Below are 17,720 nucleotides of genomic sequence, written 5' to 3' on the forward strand. Positions count from 1 at the left end.
TGACGAGGACTGACGACCGACGAGGACCGACGACCGACGACCGACGAGGACCGACACGACTGACGACGACTGACGACACCGTGCGACAACCGACGACCGACCACCGAACGGAGAGGTGAGAGACATGGCCAAGACAGCAGACGGAATCGAAGTCGAAGGCACCGTCACCGAGTGCCTGCGCAATGCCACTTTCAGGGTGGAGCTGGCCAACGGGCACATCGTGCTCGCCCACATCAGCGGCAAGGTCCGCAAGAACCACATCAAGATCCTCCCGCACGACCGGGTGCTCGTGGAGCTCAGCCCCTACGACCTCACCCGCGGCCGGATCCGCTACCGCTACCGGTCATAGGGTCCGCCGTCGGACTCGCGTACCGGGCCGGGGAATCCGGCGGCGCCGGCGGGGCGCAGCGGCTTGGATGGGGGGATGACCGACACCGCGATCCCCCGGCTGCGCGAGGCCGTCCGCCGTACGGGTGAACTCACCCGTGACCGCACGCCCACCGGCCGCCGGCCCGGCGACGCCGACGTCCACGACGGGACCTTCGCCACCGACGGGGCGATCGGGTTCGACCCGCTGCCGTTCCTGCGCGCCCTGCAGGAGGCCGGGTCGGGCGCCGTCGTGGTCGGCCAGGTCGCCGGCATCATGCACGGCTCCGTCGAGCCGACCGGCGACCTCGACCTGCTCTGGGACGGCACCCCCGCCGAGGCCCGCGCCCTGCGCGCGGCCCTCACCGCGGCGGGCTGCGCCGAACCACCCGACCTCGGCCGCCCGGTGGGCTCCTACCGGGTGGCCGGGGCGAGCGGTGACCTGTGCACGCCCGCGGTGCCGTGGGGCGGCCTGGACACGGCCGCCTGCCTGGGGCGGGCCCTGACCGCCACCGACGCCGCGGGCCTGACGGTGCGGTACGTCGCCCTGGACGACCTGATCCGCATGCGGCGCGCCCTCGGGCGGCCCAAGGACCACCGCCGGGCCGACGAGCTCGAACTCCTGCGCGGGGCCTGAGCGCGTCGGCCCGGTTCGGTCATCCTGCGGTGCCTCCGTCGGCCGGCCCAGCGTCAAGTGACCGATGTGCGCGACCGCCCCGCGGACCACAGTGGGTGGTGCCGGCCGCCGGTCCGCGGGGCCGGCCGACGCGACGCACGACGGAGGAACGAGCATGATCGACAGGCGCACCTTCACCAGGGCCGTCGGGCTCGGGGCGGGCGCGAGCGCGCTGTCCCTGGCCGCCCTGCCCCAGGCCGCGCAGGCCGCACCGGAGGCCCCCGCACCTACGGCCCCCGCACCTACGGCCCCCGCACCGGAGGCCGCGCCGGGCGGCGCCCCCGCCGGGCGGACCGGGTTCGCCCGGCGGGGGCAGGTCCGCGCCGGGGTGCTGGACGTCGGCTACGCCGAGGACGGCCCGGCGGACGGCCCCGTGGTCATCTGCCTGCACGGCTGGCCGTACGACATCCACAGTTACGTCGACGTCGCCCCGCTGCTCGCCGCGCAGGGCTACCGGGTGATCGTCCCCTACCTGCGCGGGCACGGCCCGACGCGTTTCCTGTCCGCCCGTACGCCCCGCAACGCCCAGCAGGCCGCGGTGGCGCTGGACGTCGTCGCGCTGATGGACGCGCTGGGGATCGGCCGGGCGGTGCTGGCCGGCTTCGACTGGGGCTCGCGCACCGCCGACATCGTCGCCGCGCTGTGGCCCGACCGGGTCAAGGCGCTGGTGTCGGTCAGCGGGTACCTGATCACCGACGTCGAGAAGCAGAAGGAGCCGCTGGCGGCCGCCGCCGAACACACCTGGTGGTACCAGTTCTACTTCGCCACCGAGCGCGGGCGCCTGGCCATGGAGGACCGGGACAAGCGGCGCGCCCTGTGCCGCCTGGTCTGGGAGGACGTCTCGCCCACCTGGGCCTTCGACGACGCCGTCTTCGAGCGCACCGCCGCCGCCTTCGACAACCCCGACTACCCGGCGATCGTCATCCACAACTACCGCTGGCGCCTGGGCCTGGCCGACGGCGAGCGCCGCTACGACCGCCTGGAGCAGCGGCTCGCCGCCCGCCCCCGGATCGCGGTGCCCACCGTCACCCTCGACCCCGGGCGCGACCCCTTCACGGCCCCCGGCGACGGCTCGGCCTACCGGCAGTACTTCACCGGCCCCTACCTGCACCGCACCCTCCCGGAGGTCGGCCACAACCTGCCCCAGGAGGCGCCCGCCGCCTTCGTCCAGGCCGTCCTCGACGCCGACCGCCTCTGAGGCCGGCTCCGGCACCGCCCCTGCCGCCCTTGCCCCTGCCGCCGTTGCTCCGCCGCTGTTCTCCGGCGCTGCTCTCCGCTGCTGTTCTCCGGCACCCCCGGGCCCCGGCCCCCGCCCCGGGGAGCCGGGGCCCGCCCGCGCCCGAACCCCGGACCATTGCAGACCTGTTGCACGCGGAGTGGCCCGGCTCACAGCCGTTCGGGCGCGGAGCATGATCGACTCGCCCGATGCGTCAGTTCGAGAAACACCCGGCCCTCCTGACGGCCCGCCGGTCGGCCGCACTCGCCGCGGCCGCCGCCGCGGCCGTCGCGCTGCTCACCGGCTGCGGCTCCCGGGTGGCCGGCGCGACCGGCGCGGCCGGGGCGGACGGCACCCCGACGGCGTCCGGCACCGTCGGGCCGTGCGGGACACCGCTGCCGTCGCCCACCGGCGCCCAGGAGCCGTCCGGGCTCGCCCAGCGCGGGGTGCGGATCGCCGCCGTCGGCCCGGTCTGCGCCGAGTACGAGGTGACCAACCCGGACGCCGAACCGTCCGACGTCACCGTGGTGTTCAGCCGCCTCTCGGCGACCGGCGCCGCACTGGACACCGTGACGCACACCGTCACCGCGCTCGCCCCGGGGGCCACCGAGAAGCGGCGGATCGACCTGTCCCCGTCCGACCGCACCCGGCCGGCCACCGGCGCACAGCTGAAGATCGTCAAGGTCCGCAGCGTCCCCAGCGCCGAGGCCCCGCAACCCGGCGGCCCCTGCCCGGCGTCCGGCCTGCGCCTGTACGCGGACGAGGGAGACGCCGCGATGGGCCTGCGCGTGGTCGGCCTGCACCTGCGCAACTGCGGCACGGCCGCAGTGACCCTCGACGGCTACCCGACCCTGCAACTGCTCGACGTCGACCACCGGCCCGTCGACGGCGTACGACTGCTGTCCGGCGGCGCCGAGATCGCCACCGGCACCGGCGCGGACACCCCGCCGCAGAAGATCGCGCTGCGCCCGGGCGAGGGCGCCCGCGCCACCCTGGTGTGGCGCAACACCACGGGGGACGGCGCCCCGGTGAACGCCCCCTACGTCCGGGTCCGGGCCACCCCGGACGCGGCCCCGGTGACGCTCACCCCGGAACTCGACCTGGGCACCACCGGCCGCCTCGGCATCGGCGCCTGGGCCGGCGAGGCCGGCGACGCCCGGCCGCCCGCGACCACACCGCCCTCCCCGTCCGGCGCCCCGGCCGGCTGACCGCGTGACACCCGGGCGGGGCGGGCGCCGTCCGGCAGGCCCCCGCCGCCCAGGCCCGGACCGCCCCGCCCGCCGCCGTGCTCGGCGTCGACTGCAGCACCGGCACCTTCGGCAGCGACGGCACCCAGCAGTCCTTCACCAGCTCCTGCTCGGCCACCGGCACCACCAAGTGGTGGGTGAACGCGAGCTGTTCGAACGGCACCACGCGGACAGCCGGCCCGTACACGGCCTTCCGGAACGTGCGGGTCCACTGCCCGCCGGACACCACCGCCCTGCGCGGCCGGGTCGGTTGCGTCTGCCCCCCGCACGGGCGGCCGTGCGACCGGCGGCCCGGCACGCTCCCCCGTGGCGTGCCGGGCCGCCGGCGTCCACCGTGGAGGATGCCAGGGCGCGGTCCGGCGGTGTTGGCACTGCGTCGACAGTTCCTTGGCACTGCGTCGACGGTCCGCCCGGTCACCCGCCCGCGGGCCCGTCCGTTCCGTTGTCATCCGCCCGCGTGGTCGTCGTCCGCGCGCTCGGCCAGCGCCCGGCGGCGGTGTTCGCTGGGCGAGAGCCCGTACGCGGCCCGGAAGGCGCGGCTGAGGTCGGAGGCGCGGGGGATGCCACAGCGGGCGGCGACGGCCTGGACCGGCAGGCCGCGCAGCGCGGGGTCGGCGAGGTCGCGGTGGGCCTTCGCCAGGCGCAGGCTCCGGATCCAGGCGGCGAGCGTCTCGCCGTCGCCGTGCCGGGTGAACAGGCGGTGCAGGTAGCTGACCGAGAGGTGGTGCGCGCCGGCGATCACGGCCGGGGTGAGTTCGGGGTCGTGGAGGTTGCGCCGGACGAAGGTGCGGACGTTCTCCACGAGGGCGCGCCGGCGGGCGTCGTCCGGCAGCGCGGCTTCGGCGTCCAGCTCCCGGGCCAGCCAGGCCGCGACCAGGTCGACCACGACGGTTCCCAGCCGGGGCGCCTCGGCGTCGCCGAGCAGGGCGGCCTGCCGGTCGAGGCCGACGAGGAAGTCCGCGAGCAGCGCGCTGGTGCCCTCGCGGCCGGAGAACCCCCGGCCCAGCAGCTCACGCAGCCGCTGCGGCGGGAGCGGCAGCAGACAGGTGGGGAAGTCGATGCCGACGGCCTCGACCCGGCGGTCCGCCCGGCCGGGGGCGGGGGAGGCCCGCAGGTCGAAGGGGTCCGAGCTGTCGAGGACGTGCAGGTCGCCCGGGGTGAAGGTCTCCGTGCGGCCCCGGGCGTCGCGGGTCAGCGCCAGGCCGCCGTCCAGCAGCAGCGTCAGGTGGTACACCTCGGGGTCCGAGCGCCGCACCATGCCGGCGGTGCGCCGGAACCGGGTGGAGGGGAAGGAGGTCCGCAGGAGCGTCACCGGCCCGAGTTCCAGGCGCCGCATCTCCGCCCGGAAGTCGTCGGCATGCGCGCTGGTCACCTCGCTGGCCCGGGTGCGGCCGATCAACTCCCGCCAGTAGTCGAAGCGTTCCCTCGCGGGCACGTCCTCGCCCCGGAGCACGTTCCCCGTCCTCGCGGTCACGTCCACCGCTTCCTCTCCCGTTGCCTCCCCCCGCCGTCGGCGGGGACGTCCCGCCCGATTTTCCTCTTCCGATCATGAGCTGGTAACTTCGTCCCCGTCGGCGGGACAAGATCGCGGAAGCGGTCGGGAACCGCCGGCCAGGCGTCGGTGGTGCAGTGGTAGCACGCCCACTTTCAGTGGGAGGGGTTCGTTCGATCCGGGCCCGGCGCTCCAATGGACAGGGGCGGAAGTCGTTCTCGACTTCCGCTCCTGTCGTGTTTCCCGCCGCGACGGCAGGACGGCCGGTCAGGCCGGCCAGTCCAGGCACAGCTCGTGGAACTGCCCGCCGAAGCGGCTCCGGGCGTGGGCGTGCATCCGGCGCAGGTACACCGGGTCGGCGGCGAGCCCGGAGTAGCCCCGACCGCGCCGCAGCGGCAGCCCGGCGGTGTCGGCGAGGTACACGTCCAGGCCCGGGTACATCAGCTCGATGCAGGGCAGGTCGTCGACGTCCAGCGCGAACACCGGGTACTCGCCGTGCTCGTCGGCCTGCCCGGTCGCCAGCACCCGGCGCGAGTCCGACCCGCCGGGCAGCAGGAAGCACTCGTCGAAGCGCTCCGACAGCGCCCCGAACGGCGCCCCCCACCCCTCGCCGAACTCCGCGGTCGCGATCTCTCCGAGCGGACGCGGCGTGAACACCAGCGCGTCCACGCCGTCCGCGCCCTCCTCGGCGAACCACCCGAAGCGCCGCAGCATCCCGCTGTCGTACGCCAGCCACCGCCGCAGGCTCGGCGGCAGCGGCCGCCCGCTCGGGAACACCGCGCGCTCCAGCACCTCCGGCGCCACCGGCCGCGGCCGCCCGTCCACCCACGGCCCGGCGAAGCGGTCGTGGGCGAGGACGAGGCGCTGCGGATCGGCCCGGACGGCGGCGACGGCGCGCTCGGTCAGGGCGACGCCGTGCTCGGCGGCGGAGGTCATCACGGACTCCCGGAGGTGCGGTGATCGCGGGGACGGGCGCCGGCAGGGCGCCGGCCGGACCAACCTACGGGTCGGCTAAGACAGTTGGCGGCCCGGCCGGCGCGGGAGCGGGCCTCAGCCGGCCGACAGCGCGCAGACGAAGTCCTCCTCGACCGCGCGCAGCTGCGCCAGCAGGTCCGGGGCGACCCGCTCGTTGACCTGCGTGGTGACGGACACGGTCACGCTGCGCCGCCCGTCCGGGGTGCCCGCGCCGAACTGGGTGTAGCCCGCGGTGTTGCCCGTGTGCCCGTACACCACGCCGCACCGGGTGGAGTACTCGAAGATCGCCAGCCCGGCCCGGTTGGCGCCCGGGCCGGCCGGCTCGGAGGCGCCCTCGACGAAGGCCCGCTGCTGGCGTCGGGTCGCGGCGGAGATCAGCGGGCCGCCCGCGTACCCGGCCGCGAACGCGCTGAAGTCCCTCGGGGTGGAGACGACGCCGCCCGAGGCCCAGGCGCCCGAGGCGCCGAACAGGGTGCTGACGTCCTCCGGCGGCTCGGGCGGCTGGACGGCGTAGCCGTGCAGGTACGGCTCGGGCAGCTCGTAGCCGGAGGGCAGGCTGGTGCGCCTCAGCCCCAGCGGCCGGTAGACCTCGGCGGCCAGCAGGTCCTCGTAGCGCTGCCCGGTGACGGCCTCGGCCATCAGGGCGACGGCGATGTTGTCGGAGTTGGAGTAGTGGTACTGCGAGCCGGGGGTGAACTCCAGGTCCTCGTCGGCGACGAAGTCCAGCAGGTGCCGGGAGTCGAACACGTGGTGCGGGTCGGCGCGGATCAGGGCGACGAAGTCCGGCGCGTTGCTGTAGTCCGGCAGCCCGCTGGTGTGCTGGAGCAGCTGGCGCAGCGTCACCGCGCCCCAGGCGGCGGGCAGCGTGGGCAGCCGCTCGGCGATCGTGTCGTCCAGCCCGAGCTGCCCGCAGTCGACCAGGCGCAGTGCGACGGCGCCGCTGAACGCCTTCGCGGCGCTCGCCAGGCGCATGTGGTCGTCGATCCGGGGCGGCCGGCGGGTGCCGACCTCGGCCGTCCCGGCCCGGTACACCCGCACCCGGTCGCCGTCGCGGAGCACCGCGATCGCCCCGGGCGGGCCGTCCGGACGGTCGACCAGCTCCTGCAGCCGGGCCCGCAGCGCGAGGTCGTCGTCGTCCCGGGGCGCGGCCGAGGCGGGCCCGGCGGGTGCCAGCGCCAGCACGGCGGTGAGCAGGGCGGCGGCCGCGCGCCCGGGGCGGGCGGACAGCGGAGCGGGGCGAGCGGGGCGGTCATGGCGGGAGGGGGGTGAGCAGCGGCGGGAGCGCAGGGACACGGCGGGGCCTCCGGACGGCGACGGGGATGACTCGGGTGACGCGGCGGCGGGGATGGACGCACCGCCGCCCTGGCCGCAAGGGATCACCCGCCGCCGCCCGGCGGAAACGGCCGCGGGCCCGCCGTGACCCGCCCAGCCGAGCCCACCGGCCCGCCCGAGCCCACCGAGCCCACCGAGGCCACCGGGCCCGCCCGCCTCGGCGGCCCCGCTTCCGCGGCCGACGGGAGCCAGCCCCCGGCCGGGGCGCAGGCCCTGGCGGGTGACGCCCTCGGTGTAGCTGGTCAGGGACAGCGGTTGCTCGATCTTGGGCCCGGCGACGACCGAGTTCTGGACCGCCACCCAGCTCGGCCAGTCCCGCGAGACCAACGTGCGCGCCCGCAACGTGTTCGCCGTCGCCGACTCCGACGAGTGGGACGACAAGGCGCACGGCGCCGGCCAGTTCGACTCCACCCTGGTCAGCCCCGCCTACCCGGTGGCCGGCCCGGGCCGCGGCACGATCTCCTTCGCCACGGACCACAAGGTCGACGGCCCGCAGACCGGCGACCTGTACGTGGTCTTCGACAACGGCGCCCCGCAGCTCGTGAAGTCCTACCGCAGCGACCTCAACACCGTCGAGCACCTGCCCGGCACCGTCCCGGCCGGCGCCGCCACCGCCCGCTTCCGGTTCCGCCACACCGGCACCAACAGCGCCTTCTGGACCGTCGACCAGGTCACCTTCACCGCCCCCTGATCCACCGCCGCCCGACCGGCCGCCGGACCACGCGGGCGGGGCGCGTCCACCGACGCCCCCGCCCGCCCGGCGTTCAGTGGGCCGAAGGCGGACCGGAGAACATGCCGAAGCACAGGGGGTTGGAGGACCCCGGGGTGCAGACGGCGAAGGTGGGGAAACCGCTGGGGCCCCACCCCGAGTCGGGGAACCCGTGGTCCGGGAAGTTCGGACCCGGGGACGTCAGCGGCGCCGGGGCGTCGGCACCCGCCCCGCCGGGCCCGCCCCCGAAGCCGGCCACGGCGGCGGCCACCCCGATGCCGACGGCCGCCAGGCCGACCACGGCCCCCGCGACCAGCGGGGCGGTGACGCCCGACGGGTGCTGGTCGGCGATCACCGCCTGCCGCGGCCGCTCCGGCAGGTACCGCATCGGAACCCGGTCGCCCCGCACCCGCGGGACGCCGGACGTGTCCCGGAACCGGACGTCCTGGCCGTCCGGTGTGGTGAACCCGATGATCACGTGCCGGTCGGAGGAGGTGTGTCGGTCCGTCCCGGTTCCCCGGGTCTCCACCGTCACATAGGTGTCGAGGCACCGGGCCTGCGCCGTCAGCCCCTGCGCCAGGGTCCGCGCCCGTAGCCGGACCTTGAGCACCACCCCGGTCAGGGCCGCCGCCCCCAGACCCGACGCGGCGACCCCGATCACCGACCAGAGGACACTGTCGTCCGCCATGTCCACCCCCCGTGGAACTGCTTGTCGTACGTAGGAACCTTCGCCATGGAGACGGTGATCGGCCCCGCGCGGTTCCGGCCGCCCCCGGGGCCGGCGGAACCCGCCGGGGCGCTCCCCGGACACGACGGATCCCGTCCGGGCCCGGCCCGGACGGGATCCGCGGTGGACCGTCCGTCAGGCCCCGGGCAGGTGGTCGGCGACGAGGACGGCGAAGTCGTCGGGGGTGACGATCCGGATGCCGAGCTCCTCCGCCTTGGTCCGCTTGGAACCGGCCTTCTCACCCGCCACCAGCAGGGTGGTGCGCTTGGAGACGGACGAGGACGCCTTGCCGCCGGCGCGCTCGATCAGCTCGTTCATCTCGTTGCGGGACAGCGCGGCGAGCGGGCCGGTCATGCTGCCGGTGACGACGACGGCCTCGCCCGCGAGCAGGCCCGCGCCCCCTCCGTCCGTCGCCGCCGGCCCCTCGGCTGCCCCCTCGGCGGCCGCCGCGACGGGCACCTGCGGCGCGGTGACGGCGGTTCCCACGTCCTGGGCCGCGAGGCGGTCCAGCAGCGGTGCGAGTTCGGCGAGTTCGGCGACGATCACCCGGGCCTTCTCGGTGCCGATGCCGTCGACCTGGGCCAGGGTGTCGGCGTCCGCGGCGCGGACCGCGGCCATCGAACCGAAGTGGGCCGCGATCCGGCGGGACATGGTGCGCCCGGTGCCGCGCACGCCGAGCGCGCAGAAGACCCGGTTCAGCGGGCGGCTGCGGGCGGACTCGATCGCGGCGAGCAGGTTGTCGGTGCTGGTCTCGCCCATCCGCTCCAGGGAGAGCAGCTGCTCGCGGGTGAGCGTCCACAGGTCGGCGAGGTCGGCGACCAGACCGGCCTCGACCAGCTGGACGGCGCGGGTGCCGCCCAGGCCCTCGATGTCCAGCTGGTCACGGCCCACGGCGTAGCCGATCGACGCCACCACCTGGCAGTTGCGGCCCCGCGCGCAGCGCCAGCGCTGCTCCTCCCGGTCGATCGCGTCACCGCAGCGCGGGCACGCCTCGGGGAAGGCGATCGGCCGCTCGTCGCCGGTGCGCTCCTCGACCAGCGGCGCCTCGACGCGCGGGATGACGTCCCCGGCGCGGTAGACGAAGACCCGGTCGCCCAGCATCAGACCGCGCCGGGTGATGTCGGCGGGGTTGTGGAGCGTGGCGTAGGTGACGGTGACACCGTCGATGACGACCGGCTCCAGCACGGCGCGCGGGGCGATGATGCCGGTGCGCCCGACGTTCCACTCGACGTCCAGCAGCCGGGTCACCTTGTGCTCGGCGGCGAGCTTGCGGGCCACGGCCCAGCGCGGCGCCCGGGAACCGGAACCGGCCTCCCGCCGGTCCGCCGCGGAGTCCGCCTTGACCACCACCCCGTCGATGCCGAACGGCAGCCCGGAGCGGAGCGCGGCGATCTCGTCGACGCGCCGCTGGGCCTCCTCCAGCGTGGCGCAGCGCAGCGGGTGGGCGGCGGTGACGGCGGCGGTGTTCGCCCCCAGGGCGGCCAGGCGCTCCAGCAGGGCGCTGTGGGTGAGGTCGTCGTCGAGGCCGACCGCGCCGTAACCGAAGAAGGTCAGCTCGACGCGGTAGGGACGGTCCTTGGCGCGCAGGGTGCCGGCGGCGCCGTTGCGCGGATTGGCGAAGGGGACGGCACCGTGCGCGGTGCGGACCTCGTTGGCGTGCTCGAACTGCTCGCGGGTCAGCAGGACCTCGCCGCGCAGCTCGACGTCGACGGGCTCGGCGAGCACGGCGGGCAGGCCCAGCACCGCGTCCGCGGCGTGGCTGATGTCCTCGCCGGCCAGGCCGTCGCCGCGGGTGATCAGCCGGTGCAGGCGCCCGGCGCGGTAGCGGGCGGCCACCGCCAGGCCGTCCAGCTTGGGCTCCACGCACCAGGCGGCCACCGGGCGGCCCAGCCGGCGCTCCAGCCCGGCCGCCCAGTCCGCCAGCTCCTCGGCCGAGAAGACGTTGTCCAGCGACAGCATCGGCACGCTGTGCGGCACGTCGCCCCCGACGGCGCCGCCGGCGACCTTCCCGGTGGGGGAGTCCGGCAGCACCTCGCCCGGGTGCGCCTCCTCGTAGGCGGCGACGGAGCGCAGCAGGGCGTCGTACTCGTCGTCGCCGAGCGGTGTGCCGCCGTCGGTGTAGTAGGCGGCGGCCGCCCGGACGGCGGTGGCAACGGCGTCGGCGTAGTCGCCGGGGGTGAGCAGAGCGGCGTCGTTCATGGACAGCATCATCACCACCGGCACTGACAACGGACGCCGCCGGGCAGTGCCGGGGCCGTACCCGGGCCGCACCCGGGTGGTGCGGGGAGCGGGTGCGGGCGGCTGGGCGGGCGTACCACCGGGCGCGGCCGGTCGCGCCCCGCTCCCGCCGGGGCGGCGGTGCACGCGGACTGCTCCCGGCTGCGGGCGGCCGACGTTGACGCCCGGTCATACCGGGGTGGAGCGTGGCCAGTGGCGGGGTGCCGTCGCTCCGGCCCTCCCGCCCTCACGGCCGACGTCGGCTGCACGACGCCCGGCGGCCGGATCTACGGCTACCCGGTGCCGGCCGGCCGGTCGATCGTCGGCAGCGGCACCAACTCCGCGTGCTCGTACCAGAACCTGCGCTTCGCCTGAGCCCGCTCCGCGGCGTCGCCCGGGTCCTGCCGGGCGTGCTCCTGCCGGGCGGGGCCCGCGGCCCGGCGGCGACGGCCCACGGCGCGTCCTCCTGCCGGGCGGACCGCCCGCACCGGGCGTGCCGAAGGGGGTCCCGCGGGGCCGGGGCGGGGGCGGTGCCACCGGTGGACGGTCGGACCCGTCCAGGTCGGCCCCGCGCCCGCCGGCCCCGGTTCCGCTCAGGGGAGGTAGCGCTCCAGCGCGGCAGCGCCCTTGCGCTCGATCTCCTGCCGGGCCCACTCGATGCGCCCGGGGGTGACGTCGCGACCCGACGCCATCACGAGGTCCTCGGGGTCGAAGGGCCGCTCGGACCCGGAGTAGAGCTGGCGCTGCATCCCGGATGCCGACTCCGGCACGCCCTCGTTCGACGATTCGCGCATGTCCATCACCTCATCGCATGGTGTCCCGTACGCACGGTCCTTCGATGGTCGTTCGGACGGCCGGACCGTGACGGGTGGAGCACGACCAAGTTACTCCGTTCGGGTGAACGCGCGACCCGACGGCCGACCCGGCCACGGTCCGGGCCACCGACCCGGCCACCGCCGCCCCGACCGCGCCCGCACGGTCGGGTCGCTGCGCGACGGCCGCGACCATCGTCACCGACAGGTGGAAGGCCCCCGCCCGGCGGCCTCGTCGAGGCCGCCGCGAGCCGGTCGCGCTGCTCCTCGGTGATCAGTCGCGGGTCGCTCATGGCGCCACTACAGGGAGCCGCCCGGACACCGTCCGTGGCCCGTCCCTGACCCCGACCCCGACCCCCTGCGGAACGCCCTCAGCTCGCCGTTCAACGTCTGCTCAAGCTCCAAGGGAAAACAATTCGCCACGGTGCTCGGCCGGGAACGCGGTCACACTGCCCGCCGGGATCGACTCACGGCACTCCCGGACATCGGGCCCGACCATCTGTCGACCCATTCCCGCATCGCCACGGAAACGAGTCCGGCCCCGTCGCTCGCGCGGCGGGGCCGGAATCAGGATCGGCCCGGTTCAGCGACCTGCGGAAGCGCGTTCATTCTCGATTCCGGGTCACGCGGCAGCTTCGGCCGACTCCGGTGACGAAGTTCGGCGCCGAGCGGGCGGGCATGACCCGGGCGTGCGACCGCCCGACCACCCGGCGCCGGGACGGGACGACGAACCCCTTCGCGTCCTTGGGACTGTCGACCGTATTGATCGTGAGGTGCAGGTACTTCTTCGCCCCGCCGACCAGTTGGGCGGTGTAGGCGTGGGCGTAGGCGGCCCGGACGGTGGTGATCTCCGGGTGCGTCAGCCGCAGCCGGAACAGCACGTCCTTCGCCGCGTGCCGGTCGGTGACGTCGGCTGGGGTGACCGTGACGAACGGCGGCAGGCCCTTGGCGTCCACGACCGGGTGCTCTCGACCCTGATCCGCCGGCCGGCTACCCCCGGGCGCAGTTGACGCCCACTCGGGCCGGCACCGGGGCCGGGTGCCGGTGCTCGGGCCGGTGCTCAGGCCGGGGCGAAGGTGCGGCGCAGGTGGGCGACCAGGCGGGCCGGGTCCGCGGCGGGCAGCCGGGCGGCGAGGTAGCCGTCGGGACGGACGAGCACGGCCTCGCCGTCGCCGGGCCGATAGGCGGCGTGGAAGGCGCCGGCGGTGTCGTGGACCACGGGCAGCCGCAGGCCCTCCGAAGCGGCGGGGGAGCGCGGGGACTGCGTCGAGTACGGCGAGTGGGGCGAGTGCGGGGACTCCGGGGCTTCCGGGCCGAGGACGGCGTACACGTCGAGCAGCCCGTGCGCGGCCGCGTGGGCGGCGGCCGCGCAGGCGTGCAGGGCCGGGGCGTCGGTGGCGGGGCCCGCGGCCAGCAGCAGGACGTGGCGGGTGCCGCGCAGCAGCTCGTGCAGGCGCTGCGGGTAGGCGGTCAGGGGACGGGTGAGGCCCGGGCAGTCGGGGGCGCGGTCGCCGGGGGCGGGGCGGGTGCCCGGGGCGGGCTCGGTCAGCGGTCCTCCGCGGTAGCCGACGAGGAGCTGGGCCTCGCGCAGCAGCGGGTCGGCGGGGTCGGCGGGGTCGGCGTCGAAGCCCGTGCGGGCGTGGCGCACGGTGCGGGAGACGACCTCCTCGCCGACCGGGTGGCGTTCGGCGTGGTAGCTGTCGAGGAGGGTTCCGGTGGCGACGCCGCGCACGGTGAGGGCGAGCTTCCAGGCGAGGTTGAAGGCGTCCTGGATCCCGGTGTTCATGCCCTGGGCGCCGGTGGGCGGGTGGATGTGGGCGGCGTCGCCGGCCAGCAGCAGACGTCCTTCGCGGTAGCGCTCGGCGAGGCGGTGGCTGATCCGGAACACCGAGGACCAGCGCAGCGCGGAGGCGGTGGCGGGCCGCGGCGACAGCCGGTCCAGGCCCTGCTGGATGTGCCGCAGCTCGGGGGTGCGGCCGTCCTCCAGCCCGTGCGCGACCCCGCGCACCGGGTCGGCGTCGGTGGCGAGTTCGGGCGGGACGGTCATCGACACCCGGTAGCGGTGCCGGCCGGGCAGCGGGACGCACACCAGCGTCTCCCCGTCGGCGCCGCCGGTGGCGCGCACGGCGTAGCCGGGCGGCAGGTCCCAGTCCAGCTCGACGTCGCCGAGCATGAACTGCTCGGGGAAGGCGTCGCCGCCGAAGCCGATCCCGGCGGCGTGGCGCACCGTGCTGTGGGCGCCGTCGCAGCCCACGACCCAGCGGGCGGACAGCTCGCGCGGACCCCCCGGGGCGGCCAGCGCGACGAGCACGCCGTCCTCGTCCTGCCGCAGGCCGACCACCTCGGTGCCGCGCTCGACCACGGCGCCGTGGCCGGCCAGGTGCTCGGCCAGCAGCCGCTCGGTGGCGTCCTGGGGCAGCGCGGCGAAGCGGTACGGCACGTCGGCGGGAAGACCGAGGTCGAGGCGCGGGCCGGGTTCGCCGTCCACGAAGGCCAGCCGGCCGAGCAGGGGCACCGCCTCGTCCAGGGCCCGGCCCACCAGCCCCATGGCGTCCCAGACCTCCAGGGTGCGGGGCTGGATGCCCACCGCCTTGGCGTACGGCTGCGGGGCGTCCAGCCGGTCGACGATCCGGCACCGCACACCACGGCGGCACAGCTCTGCGGCGGCGGTCAGACCCACCGGTCCGGCCCCCACGACCAGTACGTCGGTGTCGTCCATGCCCGCTCCTCGGTGCCCGGCACCGGCGGCGCCGCCGTACTCCCAGGCTGCCCTCCGGCGCGGCCCTCCGCCCGGCGGTCGGCGTCCGGTCCCGTCCGGGGCGTGCCGGGTCCTCGTCGGTCCGTGTCCGTGTCGGGGGCGGCGTCCGGCCCGCCGGCGGGTGCACCGTTCGGGTCAGGGCGTGTGCCAACGGTTGACGCCGGGCACGCCTGCTCCACCGACCCGCAGCCTCGACGCCATTCCCCGTTCGTCCGACAGTCTTGTAAGGTCCCTACATTCGGGCCACTGCCGGTGGTCGGCCGTCGGCGGTGCGTACCCGCCCGGCCCCACCCGGCCCGTCCGCACCTGAGCGAAAGGCGCCGCCCGATGGCCCCCCGCCTGTCCGTCGTCGTCCCGATCTACAACGTCGAGCGCTACCTCCGGGAATGCCTCGACTCGATCGCGGCCCAGACCTTCGAGGACTTCGAATGCGTCCTGGTCGACGACGGCTCGACCGACGACGGACCCGTCATCGCCAAGGCCTACGCCGACCGCGACCCACGCTTCCGGCTGGTCCGGCAGGAGAACAAGGGCCTCGGCGCCGCCCGCAACACCGGCTGGCGCCACCTCACCCCCGGCACCGAGTACCTGGCCTTCGTCGACAGTGACGACACCCTGCCGCCGCACGCCTACCAGCTGATGATCAGCACGCTGGACGAGACCGGATCCGACTTCGTCACCGGAAACGCGCTGCGCCTGCGCACCACCGGCCTCACCCCCTCGCACGGCCACCGCCGCGCCTTCCGCGAGACCCGGCTGCGCACCCACGTCAGCGAACTGCCCGCCCTGGTCACCGACCGCACCGCCTGGAACAAGGTCTACCGGCGCTCCTTCTTCGACACGGCGGCCGTCCTGTACCCCGAGGGCATCCTGTACGAGGACGCCCCGGTCAGCGTGCCCCACCACTTCCTCGCCGAGCGGGTCGACGTGCTCGCCGAGCCCATCTACCACTGGCGGGTGCGCGAGGACGGCGACCTGTCCATCACCCAGAAGAAGACCGACCCGCGCGGCGTGGTCGACCGGGTCCGCTCGATGGAACTGGTCCGGCAGTGGCTGACCGCCCGCCCCGAGCCGGAGTTCGCCGAGCACCTGCGCGCCTACGACCACAACTGCCTGGTCGAGGAGATCCCGATGTTCTTCTGGTCCGTCCCGGACGGCGACCGCGCCTACCGCGAGGCCTACCAGCAGCACGTCAGCCGGCTGCTGCAGGCCATCGGCCCCGAGCGGCTGGCCGGGCTCAGCAGCCAGCTGCGGCTCAAGTACCGCCTGACACTGGCCGACCGGATGCACCGCTTCGTCGCCGTCCAGCGCCTGCACCGCCTCGCCCGCCGCACCCGTCAGGCCGCCACCCGGGCCTGAACCGCCGGGCCCGCACCGCTGGGCCCGCACCGCTGGGCCCGCACCGCTGGGCCCGCACCGCCGGGTCCGATTCCCCGTGACCGAACCGCCGGGCCTGCGCCCGGGAGTCGGCGGCCGCCGGCGCGCGGCAGGAGCAGGTCACGGCCGGGCGCGGGGCCCCTGGAACCGCTGCGGCAGGAGCTCGCCGACCAGCCGGAGGACCTCCTCCAGGCGAAGGCCTGGGCGCGGCCCTGCACCGCTGGGCCGGCGCGCCCTCGTCCTCGTCCTCGCTCTCGGTCGCACCCGCACCCGCACCTGCGCGCGGGTCCGAGCCCGACCGCGAGCCGGCGGGCTGACCCCGGCCCGCCGGGCCTCAGTCGACGCCCGGCCTGGCGGTGCGCGGCCCGGTGCCGTCGAGCGCGGCGAGCAGGCGGGCGCGGACGTCGGCGGCGGCCTCGCGGGTGACCGGGTCCGTGCTCTCCAGCTGCGGGGCGATCAGCTCCGCGGCCGCGGCCAGGAGCGGGAGGGGGACCTCCGCGGTCCGCAGGTGGAGGAGCTGCGACGCCGCCCGCTGGCCGGGCGTGGCGGGCGCGGGAGCACTGGGGATCAGGGCGGTGATGCCTCGGGGGAGCTGACTGTCGGTCACCCGCCCATTGTCCCGCGCGCAGCCGCTGACGATCACCAGGTGCGGCCGCCCGGCGGGGCAGAAGGAGGTGTTCCCGGGCGGCCGGGGGCGGGAGAATGGCCGCCATGAGTGCGATCATCAGCTTGGATCTGGCCGGCTTCACCCCACGGGAGGACGAGGGCGGCACCGGGGGCGGAGACCGGGTGTGGGACGACGACCGGGGAGTGGTCCTGTCCGTCCACGACTTCCCGCTCGTCCCTGACCTGGTGGCCCCGCTCGACGCGGACGACCGGCTGCTGCGCGAACTGGCCCGCCACACCGCGCGCGGCGGCGCCGCGCTGATCGAGGCGCAGGTGCGCGACCTGGGCGGCGTGCCGGGCCTGTGGCAGCTCGTCAAGGTCTCCCGGGGCACCGGCCGCGGGCAGGTGTTCATCGGGGCGTGGACGGTGCCGCGGGACCGGTGCAGCGTGGTGCTGAAGGTGCAGGCCGCCGAAGGCCCGGTCAGCGGCATGCGCGAGGCGGTGGTCGCCGACCGGGTCGGCTTCGACGCCTACGTCCGCCCCCACCCCTACGACCCGGGCCTGCGCGGCCCACTGCCCTACCACGTCGCCGACCTCCCGGAATGGGACGCCCACTTCCCGACCCACCCGCTGACCCTGGTCCGCGAAACGCTGGCCCGCGTCGGCGCGAGCGCCGTCCTCGACGACCGCTTCCGCGCCCTGCCGCCGTTCCCCGGCCCGGTACCGGACGGCCAGGTACCCCCGGGCCCCGCGGGCGCCGGCCCGGCCCCGGCCGCCCCGGAGGAAGCCCCCCGTCGCCGCTGGTGGCGCGGCCGCTGACCGCCCGCCGGCCCGGGCTCCCCGGGCCGGCACCGCTTCAGCGCCCGGGCCCCGGGGAGTGCCCCGGCAAGGGGCCGAACAGGACGCAGACCTCGCAGTCGCAGCAGGTCAGGGAGTTGGCCGCGCAGTGGGCGGCAGGCCGGAACACGGCCGCGAAGGGACCGGGCCCGACGGGGGAGCCGTCGTCGGGCAGAGTACGGCCGCACCAGCCGCACCGGACGGCGACCGGTACACCGGCCCGGCGCAGCCGCTCCGCCGCGGAGACGGCCAGGTCGTGCGGGACGCCCGGCGTGACGGCGGCGGGCGCGCGCTCTCCAGCAGCTGCCGACTGCGCCACAGACTCAGCCCGGTGACCGCGCGGACCGCCCTGAGCGCCTCCGCGCCGCCAGGG

At 76.1% G+C, this 17,720-nt stretch carries 18 protein-coding genes and 1 tRNA gene; 8 read left to right on the forward strand and 11 right to left on the reverse strand.

Going from position 1 to position 17,720, the window contains the following annotated elements; genetic code table 11:
• Nucleotides 1-124: 124 nt before the first annotated feature.
• The 4 genes from infA (at nucleotide 125) to AB0D10_RS13610 (ending at nucleotide 3,466) form a co-directional block, all read left to right on the forward strand.
• The gene (infA, locus tag AB0D10_RS13595) at nucleotides 125-349 is read left to right on the forward strand and encodes a translation initiation factor IF-1 (RefSeq protein WP_360255148.1); all 225 of its coding nucleotides are present in this window, start codon (nucleotides 125-127) and stop codon (nucleotides 347-349) included.
• A 75-nt stretch (nucleotides 350-424) separates the two neighbouring features.
• Nucleotides 425-1,003: a hypothetical protein gene (locus AB0D10_RS13600; protein ID WP_360255150.1), complete on the forward strand. Its 579-nt coding sequence runs from the start codon at nucleotides 425-427 to the stop codon at nucleotides 1,001-1,003.
• Nucleotides 1,004-1,157: 154 nt separating this feature from the next.
• Nucleotides 1,158-2,240: an alpha/beta hydrolase gene (locus AB0D10_RS13605; RefSeq protein WP_360255152.1), complete on the forward strand. Its 1,083-nt coding sequence runs from the start codon at nucleotides 1,158-1,160 to the stop codon at nucleotides 2,238-2,240.
• A 227-nt stretch (nucleotides 2,241-2,467) separates the two neighbouring features.
• Nucleotides 2,468-3,466 carry a DUF4232 domain-containing protein gene (locus AB0D10_RS13610; RefSeq protein WP_360255154.1) on the forward strand — a complete coding sequence of 333 codons (999 nt, stop codon included), beginning with the start codon at nucleotides 2,468-2,470 and terminating at the stop codon, nucleotides 3,464-3,466.
• A 484-nt stretch (nucleotides 3,467-3,950) separates the two neighbouring features.
• On the opposite strand, the gene AB0D10_RS13615 is transcribed toward AB0D10_RS13610, so the two are convergent.
• On the reverse strand, nucleotides 3,951-4,979 hold the full coding sequence (locus tag AB0D10_RS13615) for an AraC family transcriptional regulator (RefSeq protein ID WP_360255156.1): 1,029 nt from the start codon (nucleotides 4,977-4,979) through the stop codon (nucleotides 3,951-3,953).
• 141 nt (nucleotides 4,980-5,120) lie between these two features.
• Between AB0D10_RS13615 and AB0D10_RS13620 the strand changes: the two genes are divergently transcribed.
• Nucleotides 5,121-5,192, forward strand: a tRNA-Glu gene (locus AB0D10_RS13620).
• Nucleotides 5,193-5,264: 72 nt separating this feature from the next.
• On the opposite strand, the gene AB0D10_RS13625 is transcribed toward AB0D10_RS13620, so the two are convergent.
• Both AB0D10_RS13625 and AB0D10_RS13630 read right to left on the reverse strand, forming a co-directional pair.
• Nucleotides 5,265-5,933, reverse strand: a complete 669-nt coding sequence (locus AB0D10_RS13625; RefSeq protein WP_360255158.1) for a hypothetical protein — start codon at nucleotides 5,931-5,933, stop codon at nucleotides 5,265-5,267.
• A 114-nt stretch (nucleotides 5,934-6,047) separates the two neighbouring features.
• Nucleotides 6,048-7,151, reverse strand: coding sequence for a serine hydrolase domain-containing protein (locus tag AB0D10_RS13630; RefSeq protein WP_360255268.1), 1,104 nt, complete (start codon nucleotides 7,149-7,151; stop codon nucleotides 6,048-6,050).
• Between the two features lie 418 nt (nucleotides 7,152-7,569).
• Here AB0D10_RS13630 and AB0D10_RS13635 point away from each other — a divergent pair, with 418 nt between their 5' ends.
• Nucleotides 7,570-7,995 carry a hypothetical protein gene (locus tag AB0D10_RS13635; RefSeq protein WP_360255160.1) on the forward strand — a complete coding sequence of 142 codons (426 nt, stop codon included), beginning with the start codon at nucleotides 7,570-7,572 and terminating at the stop codon, nucleotides 7,993-7,995.
• Nucleotides 7,996-8,068: 73 nt separating this feature from the next.
• On the opposite strand, the gene AB0D10_RS13640 is transcribed toward AB0D10_RS13635, so the two are convergent.
• The 6 genes from AB0D10_RS13640 to AB0D10_RS13665 form a co-directional block, all read right to left on the reverse strand.
• The gene (locus AB0D10_RS13640) at nucleotides 8,069-8,701 is read right to left on the reverse strand and encodes a DUF3592 domain-containing protein (protein WP_360255162.1); all 633 of its coding nucleotides are present in this window, start codon (nucleotides 8,699-8,701) and stop codon (nucleotides 8,069-8,071) included.
• 174 nt (nucleotides 8,702-8,875) lie between these two features.
• Complete coding sequence (ligA, locus tag AB0D10_RS13645; RefSeq protein WP_360255270.1) at nucleotides 8,876-10,948, reverse strand: NAD-dependent DNA ligase LigA; 2,073 nt, start codon at nucleotides 10,946-10,948, stop codon at nucleotides 8,876-8,878.
• Between the two features lie 302 nt (nucleotides 10,949-11,250).
• A complete protein-coding gene (locus AB0D10_RS13650) occupies nucleotides 11,251-11,412 on the reverse strand; it encodes a hypothetical protein (RefSeq protein WP_360255165.1) in 162 nt (53 codons plus the stop codon).
• Between the two features lie 138 nt (nucleotides 11,413-11,550).
• The gene (locus AB0D10_RS13655; RefSeq protein WP_360255275.1) at nucleotides 11,551-11,751 is read right to left on the reverse strand and encodes a hypothetical protein; all 201 of its coding nucleotides are present in this window, start codon (nucleotides 11,749-11,751) and stop codon (nucleotides 11,551-11,553) included.
• A 623-nt stretch (nucleotides 11,752-12,374) separates the two neighbouring features.
• Nucleotides 12,375-12,725 carry a hypothetical protein gene (locus AB0D10_RS13660; RefSeq protein WP_360255167.1) on the reverse strand — a complete coding sequence of 117 codons (351 nt, stop codon included), beginning with the start codon at nucleotides 12,723-12,725 and terminating at the stop codon, nucleotides 12,375-12,377.
• Nucleotides 12,726-12,829: 104 nt separating this feature from the next.
• Nucleotides 12,830-14,488 carry an FAD-dependent monooxygenase gene (locus tag AB0D10_RS13665; RefSeq protein WP_360255170.1) on the reverse strand — a complete coding sequence of 553 codons (1,659 nt, stop codon included), beginning with the start codon at nucleotides 14,486-14,488 and terminating at the stop codon, nucleotides 12,830-12,832.
• A gap of 366 nt (nucleotides 14,489-14,854) precedes the next feature.
• On the opposite strand from AB0D10_RS13665, the gene AB0D10_RS13670 reads away from it, so the two are divergent.
• On the forward strand, nucleotides 14,855-15,886 hold the full coding sequence (locus AB0D10_RS13670) for a glycosyltransferase family 2 protein (RefSeq protein ID WP_360255173.1): 1,032 nt from the start codon (nucleotides 14,855-14,857) through the stop codon (nucleotides 15,884-15,886).
• Between the two features lie 352 nt (nucleotides 15,887-16,238).
• Here AB0D10_RS13670 and AB0D10_RS13675 read toward each other — a convergent pair whose 3' ends face one another.
• On the reverse strand, nucleotides 16,239-16,511 hold the full coding sequence (locus AB0D10_RS13675) for a hypothetical protein (RefSeq protein WP_360255175.1): 273 nt from the start codon (nucleotides 16,509-16,511) through the stop codon (nucleotides 16,239-16,241).
• 104 nt (nucleotides 16,512-16,615) lie between these two features.
• Here AB0D10_RS13675 and AB0D10_RS13680 point away from each other — a divergent pair, with 104 nt between their 5' ends.
• Complete coding sequence (locus AB0D10_RS13680) at nucleotides 16,616-17,329, forward strand: hypothetical protein (RefSeq protein ID WP_360255177.1); 714 nt, start codon at nucleotides 16,616-16,618, stop codon at nucleotides 17,327-17,329.
• Nucleotides 17,330-17,366: 37 nt separating this feature from the next.
• On the opposite strand, the gene AB0D10_RS13685 is transcribed toward AB0D10_RS13680, so the two are convergent.
• Nucleotides 17,367-17,666 carry a hypothetical protein gene (locus tag AB0D10_RS13685; protein WP_360255179.1) on the reverse strand — a complete coding sequence of 100 codons (300 nt, stop codon included), beginning with the start codon at nucleotides 17,664-17,666 and terminating at the stop codon, nucleotides 17,367-17,369.
• Between the last annotated feature and the right edge of the window lie 54 nt (nucleotides 17,667-17,720).

Origin of the sequence: Kitasatospora sp. NPDC048545, from assembly GCF_040651155.1 — a bacterium.
Taxonomy (GTDB): domain Bacteria; phylum Actinomycetota; class Actinomycetes; order Streptomycetales; family Streptomycetaceae; genus Kitasatospora.

Coding starts and splice junctions, on each gene's coding strand:
- infA (WP_360255148.1), top strand. CDS start 125: ATGGCCAAGACAGCAGACGGAATCGAAGTCGAAGGCACCGTCACCGAG.
- AB0D10_RS13600 (WP_360255150.1), top strand. CDS start 425: ATGACCGACACCGCGATCCCCCGGCTGCGCGAGGCCGTCCGCCGTACG.
- AB0D10_RS13605 (WP_360255152.1), top strand. CDS start 1,158: ATGATCGACAGGCGCACCTTCACCAGGGCCGTCGGGCTCGGGGCGGGC.
- AB0D10_RS13610 (WP_360255154.1), top strand. CDS start 2,468: ATGCGTCAGTTCGAGAAACACCCGGCCCTCCTGACGGCCCGCCGGTCG.
- AB0D10_RS13625 (WP_360255158.1), bottom strand. CDS start 5,933: ATGACCTCCGCCGCCGAGCACGGCGTCGCCCTGACCGAGCGCGCCGTC.
- AB0D10_RS13640 (WP_360255162.1), bottom strand. CDS start 8,701: ATGGCGGACGACAGTGTCCTCTGGTCGGTGATCGGGGTCGCCGCGTCG.
- ligA (WP_360255270.1), bottom strand. CDS start 10,948: ATGCTGTCCATGAACGACGCCGCTCTGCTCACCCCCGGCGACTACGCC.
- AB0D10_RS13655 (WP_360255275.1), bottom strand. CDS start 11,751: ATGCGCGAATCGTCGAACGAGGGCGTGCCGGAGTCGGCATCCGGGATG.
- AB0D10_RS13665 (WP_360255170.1), bottom strand. CDS start 14,488: ATGGACGACACCGACGTACTGGTCGTGGGGGCCGGACCGGTGGGTCTG.
- AB0D10_RS13670 (WP_360255173.1), top strand. CDS start 14,855: ATGGCCCCCCGCCTGTCCGTCGTCGTCCCGATCTACAACGTCGAGCGC.
- AB0D10_RS13680 (WP_360255177.1), top strand. CDS start 16,616: ATGAGTGCGATCATCAGCTTGGATCTGGCCGGCTTCACCCCACGGGAG.